The organism is Terriglobus sp. YAF25, from assembly GCF_052113305.1.
Classification (GTDB): domain Bacteria; phylum Acidobacteriota; class Terriglobia; order Terriglobales; family Acidobacteriaceae; genus Terriglobus.
This window is the reverse complement of record NZ_JBFRCY010000107.1, coordinates 1-8,234: the sequence shown is the minus strand read 5'-3', so window position 1 is coordinate 8,234 and position 8,234 is coordinate 1. Positions and strand designations below refer to the sequence as shown.

At 59.6% G+C, this 8,234-nt stretch carries 8 protein-coding genes and 1 pseudogene; 3 read left to right on the top strand and 6 right to left on the bottom strand.

The window, feature by feature from the left end; genetic code table 11:
• A pseudogene (locus AB4043_RS06280) lies at window positions 1–446 on the bottom strand (DUF1957 domain-containing protein); the annotation flags it as partial.
• Window positions 447–696: 250 nt separating this feature from the next.
• Window positions 697–1,767 carry a BON domain-containing protein gene (locus tag AB4043_RS06275; protein WP_442301073.1) on the bottom strand — a complete coding sequence of 357 codons (1,071 nt, stop codon included), beginning with the start codon at window positions 1,765–1,767 and terminating at the stop codon, window positions 697–699.
• Between the two features lie 294 nt (window positions 1,768–2,061).
• On the opposite strand from AB4043_RS06275, the gene AB4043_RS06270 reads away from it, so the two are divergent.
• Complete coding sequence (locus AB4043_RS06270; RefSeq protein WP_442301072.1) at window positions 2,062–2,433, top strand: YtxH domain-containing protein; 372 nt, start codon at window positions 2,062–2,064, stop codon at window positions 2,431–2,433.
• A gap of 75 nt (window positions 2,434–2,508) precedes the next feature.
• Window positions 2,509–3,069 carry a hypothetical protein gene (locus tag AB4043_RS06265; RefSeq protein WP_442301071.1) on the top strand — a complete coding sequence of 187 codons (561 nt, stop codon included), beginning with the start codon at window positions 2,509–2,511 and terminating at the stop codon, window positions 3,067–3,069.
• 87 nt (window positions 3,070–3,156) lie between these two features.
• Here the strand turns inward: AB4043_RS06265 and mnmA are convergent, their stop codons facing one another.
• Window positions 3,157–4,281: a tRNA 2-thiouridine(34) synthase MnmA gene (gene mnmA / locus AB4043_RS06260; RefSeq protein WP_442301070.1), complete on the bottom strand. Its 1,125-nt coding sequence runs from the start codon at window positions 4,279–4,281 to the stop codon at window positions 3,157–3,159.
• A 144-nt stretch (window positions 4,282–4,425) separates the two neighbouring features.
• Window positions 4,426–5,607 (bottom strand): cysteine desulfurase family protein, encoded by a 1,182-nt coding sequence (locus AB4043_RS06255; protein WP_442301069.1) that lies wholly within the window; start codon window positions 5,605–5,607, stop codon window positions 4,426–4,428.
• 75 nt (window positions 5,608–5,682) lie between these two features.
• Here AB4043_RS06255 and AB4043_RS06250 point away from each other — a divergent pair, with 75 nt between their 5' ends.
• The gene (locus AB4043_RS06250) at window positions 5,683–6,288 is read left to right on the top strand and encodes a DinB family protein (protein WP_442301068.1); all 606 of its coding nucleotides are present in this window, start codon (window positions 5,683–5,685) and stop codon (window positions 6,286–6,288) included.
• 129 nt (window positions 6,289–6,417) lie between these two features.
• Here the strand turns inward: AB4043_RS06250 and AB4043_RS06245 are convergent, their stop codons facing one another.
• Window positions 6,418–7,434, bottom strand: a complete 1,017-nt coding sequence (locus AB4043_RS06245; RefSeq protein ID WP_442306685.1) for a hypothetical protein — start codon at window positions 7,432–7,434, stop codon at window positions 6,418–6,420.
• 249 nt (window positions 7,435–7,683) lie between these two features.
• Window positions 7,684–8,234 (bottom strand): citrate/2-methylcitrate synthase (locus AB4043_RS06240; RefSeq protein ID WP_442306684.1); only part of this gene is annotated, 551 nt, incomplete at its 5' end.

Below are 8,234 nucleotides of genomic sequence, written 5' to 3'. Positions count from 1 at the left end.
ATCTCAATGAGACCTTTGTCGTTGAAGTGGCGGAAGCCCTTGATGATGTCGCCTTCGAGGGCGTTGAAGTCATCCAGTGCTTCCTGGAAGAACGCGTGCCAGAAGCGGGCGGTTTCCGCGAAGTGCGTTTCGCCGCCCTGAATGAAGAAGGCTTCGTCTTCCGTAGCGGCGGTGATCTTGCGATCGAGATACTTCGGGAACTCAGCCCGGAAGACGGGATGCGCGAGCTGCTCCAGAAGGATTGGCGAAAGATTAATATTCGCCTTGAGTGCTAACCCGTCTTTTTCAAGACGTCCAAGGACGCGCAACAGCGGGAGATAAGTTTCGGCCGTTGCCTCATGTAACCACTCCATACCATGTGGCCATGTACCGTGGTTGACCACGTAAGGTAGATGAGAGTGCAGCGTAAATGTCAGAAATCCTGCAGGCTTCTTCGTCGATGCCAAGGCGGTAGACCTCGTACAGTCTTGATTGCAGGTGGTTCGTTTGTATCTCGGGAAGGAACGACGCATCCCTCCGGGGCAGCGTTGCTCCGAGTCTACTACACGAAAATCGCACCTTCGTGGTTGTTTGAGTAGACGCAGGTTGATGAAGCGGCGTTGTAACCTGCGCGGTCGCCGACAAACGCCGACATGAAAAAAGCTCCGGATCCACGAAGGAATCCGGAGCCCTTTTATTGAAACGTCTTAGAACCGTTTATTGCATCGGGTGACGTGTAGAGTCATCGTTGTTCGACGCTCCCGCGGGTGTTGCCTGCACCGTGAACGCATTGGTCAGGCGGAAGCGGATGAGCGACTCGGTGGGGATCTGTACCTGCTCACCTCTGGTGACAGCGTTGATGCCCGCGCCGCTTGCGCCGCCGGCGGCTGCGCCGATGGCAGCGCCCTTACCGCCGCCGAAGATACCGCCCAGAATGGCTCCAGCGGCTGCGCCGACACCAGCCTTGGTGGCGGTGTTCTTACCGCGTCCGGCACCTTCCTTACTGAAGGCTTCGGTGGAGACCGCGATGCGCTCACCGCGGCGGGAGATGCTGGTCAACTCAATGGAGAGCAGCGAGCTTCCCTTGAAGTGGGCAGCATCTTTCGCTTCCACAACGCGCCCGCTGACCGGGGTTCCCTGACGAAGAGCAACCCATCCATCGACGATGATGTCGTTGGAGATGACGCCCGTGAAGGAGTCACCCGTCTGTGTGGTCGCGGAGTCCAGACCCTGCGTGATACGTACCGGGAGGAAAGTTCCGGCAGCCACCGTCACATTCTTTGTCGTGGGCGCCGGCGGCGGTGGCGGAGGAGCCTGAACAACAGGGGCCGCGGCTTGTCTTACAGGGGCTGGTGCAGGAGCTGGGGCCGGAGCCGGCTGACGCTCGACGATGACGGGCTTGGGCCTCTTCTCACGCTCGGGCCGTATTGGAGTGGGCTCGGGAGCGGCAGCAACAGGGGCCGGGGCCGCAGTCGGAGCCTGGACGTTCAGGTTGTTGATGACGGTCTTGACGCCGGGAATCGCTGCCGCGTCGTTGGAGGCCAGTGTTTTGGCCGCCGCATTGCTGACATTTCCGCTCAGCGTGGCAACGCCGCCCGAGACGCCTACCTGAATCTGTTCCGCGCTCAGAGCTGAGTCCGAGGTGATCTTGCTCTGGATGGAGGAGGCCAGGCCGTTGTCATCCGGAGGGGCCGGAGCATCGGCCTTCTTGCATCCAGTTACAGCGAGGGCCAGAGCAAGCGCCAGGCCGGTGGTGCGAAGAGTGTTGTGCATATGTTCAAGATTCATGGAAATCCCTCTCCTTACGCGGGATGTGCGTCCTGATCTGCGATTTCCCGGCGAGCTCCGGGGGAGTGTGTGTCGTCACTCATCTTAGACGTCAAGTTTATCTCCGATGTTTCTGTCATAAGAAAGGGAATGTTCTGGGTAAACCTGGCTCGCGCGAGTAGCATCCTCATTAAGCAGCGGTTTTGTGCGCGATGACAGGCGAGGTTTGCCGCCCGGAAGGGGATTTGCTACCATCCGATTCTCCGCAATTCGAAGGTTATATACACCAATCTCGCTCAGGAAAGAGGGAAACAAATGGCAGAGAATGACAATGGCTCGAACGGAATTGGCTGGTTTCTTGCAGGACTTGGCATCGGCGCGCTGATTGGTGTGCTGTACGCTCCAAAGTCCGGGAAAGAAACGCGTGAGGAGCTGGTGCTCTCCGCCAAGGAAGCCCGCGACAAGGCCAATCAATATGTGGAGCGCGGTAAGGAACAGTTGGATGAATACGTTGACCGCAGCCGCCAGTACTATGAGCGCGGACGCAGCCAGTGGACCGAGTATGTAGAAAAAGGGAAGGATTTTCTGCACGAGCAGCAGGACAAGGTGTCCGCAGCCGTAGAGGCTGGGAAAGAGGCTTATAGCAGGACTGCTGTGGAAGACCCTTCCAGCGAGCACTCAGCGTAAACTCAGCTTGAATGGGGCTCCGCGTCTCGACGCGGAGCCCTGTTACTATTTCCGGAAAGAAAGCGCGGCCTACCCATGCTTACAGCAGCCATCCTTTGGCAAAGTCAACTGGCACAGGATCATTCCAACCTGCTCATCACCTTCATCGCGGTGGTTTCCGTTGCGGTCGTGTTGCAGCTCGTTGTGCTGGCCACTATGGCGATAGGCGCTGCCAAGACGCAGAAGCAAATACTTGCAATCGCGCAGGAGCTGCAGGCAAAGGCCTCCCCGATCATGGATAGCGTCACGCGCGCCGTGGAGAAGACAGCGCCGAAGGTGGACCGGATTACCGACAATCTGGTGGAGACGACAAACATTCTGCGCGACAAGGCGCACGAGTTGGACATCGTTGTCTCCGAGGCTGCCACACGTGCACGCGCCCAGGTAGTTCGCGTTGATACTGCGATGACCGATACGCTCAATACCGCCGGTCGCGTAACCGCTGAGGTGCACCATGCCGTTATGGTGCCGGTACGTCATATCTCCGGTGTGATTCATGGGATCAAGGCGGGATTAGAGACGTTGATCGGCCGCGCCAAGACGTGGAGAGATGCTGCCGCGTCGGTTGCGACGGGCGTGGGCGATACCGAAGATTAGGATCGTACCAGCAAGGCCTAGAGTATGGCCGACAGTATGGTGGGAGCAGCACCCTCTGAAGCACACGGCTCCCGTTGGAGCGCTACATCAGCGAATCCAGCCGCCACCTATGACTTCGTCTTCCTGATAGAAGACTGCGGCCTGGCCTGGAGTGACGGCGCGCTGCGGTTCGTCGAAGATGGCTTCCACTTCGTCATCGCTAACTCTCTGCAGAGTCGCCCATGCGGGTTCGTGGCGATGGCGGATCTTTGCCTGCACACGCATCGGCTCTCCGAGTGAGGCGATGGAGATCCAGTTCAAATCGCCTACACGCATGGCGCGTGTCAGCAGTTCCTCTTCCGTGCCGACGGTGACGCGGTGTGAGTTTGGGTCGATCTGCAGAACGTAGAACGGATTCGGCTGATGCCCCTTCAGCCGCTGCTGGATGCCCTTGCGCTGGCCGACGGTGAAGTGATGTACGCCCTCGTGCGCGCCGACAACCTCYCCGGTGCTGGTGATCAACTCCCCTGAAGTATCAGGAAGGGGCTGCTCCTGCTCTTCCAGATAGGCTTCCATAAAGAGCTTGTAGTCGCCGCCGGGGATGAAGCAGATCTCCTGCGAGTCCGGCTTCTTTGCGAGAGCGAGGGAATAACCTTCCGCGAGCTCACGGACTTCGGGCTTCGTCATGTGGCCCAGGGGGAAGAGCGTGCGCGAGAGCTGCTCCTGGGTAAGGCCGAAGAGGAAGTAGGTCTGATCCTTGGCCTTATCCGCAGGCCGCTTGAGAATCCAGCGATCACGCGCCGGATCGTACTCGTTCCGCGCGTAATGACCGGTGGCAATACGCTCGGCGCCGATGGAGCGGGCGGTGAGAAGCAACTGGTCGAACTTCAGGTGGTTGTTGCACAGGGTGCAGGGAATAGGCGTGCGTCCATGCAGATACTCGCGGACGAAGGGCTGCACCACATCGCGCTCGAAGCGCGCCTCCTGGTTGACGACGTAGTACGGGATACCAATCTGCTCGGCCACACGACGAGCGTCGTAGACATCATCGATCGAACAGCAGCGGCCCTGAACAGCCTCCGGCATACCTTCATGCCCTGAGAGGCGGCGCTGGTTCCATAACTGCAGGGTAAGGCCGATGACGGTGTGCCCTTCGGCGCACAGCATCGCCGCGACAGTGGAGGAATCAACTCCTCCAGACATGGCGACGGCGATGGTCTCCTGCTGACTCATACTTCTCTATTTTCGCCCATTTTCGAGGAAATTTGTGGTGAAGCGGGTCCGTGGTGAGTTAGGCGGTATAGCCATCGACCCACCTCGCTCCGTGAGGGTGGGTTAGGAATACCTCAAATTCCTAATAACGAATTGGTCGATACGCTAGACCGTGACAGCCAACTTCCATGCCGGAGAGAGTGCGCGAAGACGGGAGACGACCTCAGGGATGGTTGCCAGAACGGCATCGATCTCGTCTTCGGTGGTCGTCCGCGAGAGTGAGAAGCGGATGCTGGCGCGCGAACGTTCGGGGGAAAGTCCCATCGCCAGAAGGACATGCGAGGGGTCGGTGGCGCCGGACTGGCAGGCAGAGCCGCCGCTTACGGCGACGCCCTTTAGATCGAGAGCGATGACCAGGGCTTCGGCCTCAAGATGGGCGAAGTAGAGGTTGGTCGTATTGGCGACCCGGTCCGCACCTTCCCCATTGATCTCAGTCTGTGGAACCCCGGAGAGAATGCCTGCTTCAAGCCGGTCGCGCAGACTTGCGAGCTGCCGGGGGCCTCCCGTTTGAAGATATTCCTGTGCAAATTCAGCGGCTCGTCCCAGCCCAACGATTCCTGGCAGGTTTTCTGTCCCGGCGCGACGCTGGCGCTCATGGCTTCCGCCGTAAAGCAACGGGCGCAGGTGGAGGCCTCGCCGCACATACAGCGCGCCTGTTCCCTGGGGAGCGTACATCTTATGCCCGGAGATGGAGAGCAGGTCGACGCCGAGATCTTTGGCATCGATCTCAAGCTTGCCGGCAGCCTGGACGGCATCGGTGTGGAAGAGCGCCCCACCTTCGTGAGCGATGGCCGCGAGCTCTTTGATCGGTTGGACGACACCAGTCTCGTTGTTCGCCAGCATGATGGAGACCAGGCGCGTATTCTGCCGCATGGCGGAGCGCAGGCTCTCAGGGGAGATGATCCCGGCGCGGTCAGGGCGAAGGACGGTGAGCTCAACGCCGCGCCGTTCCAGCTCTTCGGCAGCGTTCAGGATGGCATGGTGTTCGACGGCGCTGGTGATCAGATGGTCGCCGCGCGCGATCTCACTGGCGGGCTGCAGCGCACCAAAGAGAGCAAGGTTGTCGCTCTCCGTTCCTCCGCTGGTGAAGACCACCTCCGCCGGGCGGCAGTGCAGCAGTGCCGCCACGGACGCTCGCGCGTGTTCCACCGCAGCCCGGGCCTGCTGCCCCGGTTGATGGATCGACGAGGCATTGCCAAAGCGCTGCGTGTAGAAGGGGAGCATGGCCTCGAGTACTTCCGGCAGCACTTGCGTGGTCGCGTTGGCATCCAGATAAATCCGGCGCATCACTCCATTCTAAGAGATGACGCCCTTCCATACGGGTGCTAGGCTGATTGCGCGCTACACCTAAAAGGAGAGGCAATGAAAAGTAAGATTCTTGCAATCGCATTGGCTGCGTTGTGTTCCTCAACCATGTTCGGGCAGGCGCCACCGCCCGCACCTCAAGGCCCTGTAGAACCGGCGAAGGCGGCGGACTTCATGGTCTCCGGTGCGGAGAAGGATTTCATCAGCCTGATCGAAGCCATGCCCGCGGACAAGTACAGTTTTGCCCCCTCGTCCAGCCTCTTCAAGTCACCCGAGTCAGTTGATTTCAAAGGAGTACGGACGTTTGCTCAGCTGGTGACGCATACCATCCAGGCAAACTACTTCTACTGGGCTCCGGTGCTGGGCGAAAAGCCCGATCCGGAGAAGGTTGCCACGATCGGCAAGCTGACCGAGAAGGATGCCATCGTGAAGGCGGCGAAGGAGTCGCTGGAATACGGCCATAAGGCTGCTGCTTCGATTACGGCTGCCAATGCCTTTGAGGGAGCGGGCCGCGGTGCGGCGTCCACGAAATTGATCAGCCTTGCGGGTGGCGTGAGCCATATTCGTGACGAGTACGGCCAGATGGTCGTGTGGGCGCGTATGGTTGGCGTAGCTCCTCCGGCAAGCAGCGGACGTCCACCGGCGAATCCAGCGAATAAGTAAATTGTCGAGAGGTATGTGAAGAGGGCACGGCGACCGCCGTGCCCTCTTTGCTTAAGGGATTCGAGCTTCGCTCCAATGCCCATGTCCCCGAGGGACATGGGGCACCCAGAGTATGGGTCGTTGAGGGGGCTAGTAGGAACTGTGCTTGAACGGATTGCGCATGGAGACCGTCACAGATACGCCGGTGGTGTCGTACTTCAGCCTCACGCTGCGACTGTAGAAGCCGGAGACGATGACATTGCGATTCAAGGGAATCTCGAGGATGGTATCAACGCCATTATCTTCTGCGAGACTGACACCAACTGCGCGCTCTACCCATGCATGATTCACCCGCACGGGACGGTAGATCTTCTGGTCGCCGATCGGGAGATTTTCGTAGGCCGAGGCCGTGAAGGCACTGCGGAACGGCAAAAGAAACTGAGAGCCGGCCTGGAAGTGGGCAATGTGGCCGATGGTAGTGTAGGTCCGCTGAATCTCGCGATCGATCAGACTGGAAGTGTCGCCGATGCCGGTCTCGACAAAGGGAGCGACCCAATGGGCACTGTAGTCCACCCGGTGGTTCAAGTTGTACGTGACCTGACCATTGCCGAGGCCGTAGCTGTCGGCTCCCGTAGGAAGTGACATGGTAGCCGAACCTGTATAGGTGAACGCGCGGCCGAAGTCGGTGGTGTAACGCGTCGCGAGCGAGGTGTCTCCAACGAGGTGACGCAGCGTCTCCAGTTTGTAGGTCGTAGTGGAGCTGGTGGGGGCTGTGCTGGCGACGTAGCTGTGGATGCTGAAGAACGCCGGAACCGAAAGGTCTACCGACCAGTGACGATTGAAGCGATATGCCACGACCGGGGTCGTCATCTGGGTCCATCCGAGGACAGAGTTATGGATCGAGGAGGAGATGAGGCTGAAGCTCAGAACGTTGCGATCCTGGGGTTGAAACCGCTCCGGATCATAGCCTTCCCGGGCGACCGCCATCGCCAGTTCAGCGGCGACTGCATCATCAAGAGCGTCGTCTGCCGTAGAGCGGGAATCAGTGACCGAAGAGCTGACAGCCGTTGAGGCAGGGACCTGCGCCGATTGGCTCTGGGCGCCTGCGGCAGAGACAAGCCAGATGGGCAACAGGCAAAGACCCGCAATCGTTCGAACGACGTRCAAAGAGACACTCCAGGGGGACCTAGAGGAAGGCTACGCCGGGGCTGCGGCGAATGGCAACGAAAATCGCGGAGGAGATTTTCTCCGTCTGGTTAGAACATTTTCCCTGTTACTGGGTATCCCGGAAGAGGGGCAGAGGCGCCTTCATCTCGGAAACGCCCCTAGATGCGGAAGCCCCACGCTACACCGACAGGGAAATGCTTTAGCGCTGTTTGATCGGTGTGAGCGCTCGATACTCCGGTCCGATGACGGTTACCGCTGGTCAATCGGTATATAAGTCGCGGGATATTCCGGCCCGATGTAGTCGGCACGCGRCCGGATCAGGCGGTTATCGTCATGTTGCTCAATAACATGCGCGGCCCATCCGGAGATGCGGGAGATGGCAAAGATCGGCGTGAACAGATCGATATCGATGCCCAGCATGGTGTAGGTGGAAGCGGAGTAGAAGTCGACGTTGGCGTTGAGCTTCTTCTCGTTCTTAATGAAGAGCTCGATCTCGCGAGACATGCCGTACCACTTGCTGCCGGTGGACTTGGAGAGCTCCTCGCTCATTTTGCGCAGATGGGTGGCGCGGGGATCTTCGGTCTTGTAGACGCGGTGACCGAAGCCGGAGATCTTCTCCTTGCGCGCGAGCATGTCTTTGACGTACTGGACGGGATCTGCGCCGGCCTTGTCGATGGCATAGAGCAGGCGCATGGTCGCCTCGTTGGCTCCGCCGTGCAGAGGACCCTTCAGGGCGCCGATGGCCCCGGTGATGGCAGAGTGCATGTCAGCGAGAGTGGCGGCGATGACGCGGGCGGCGA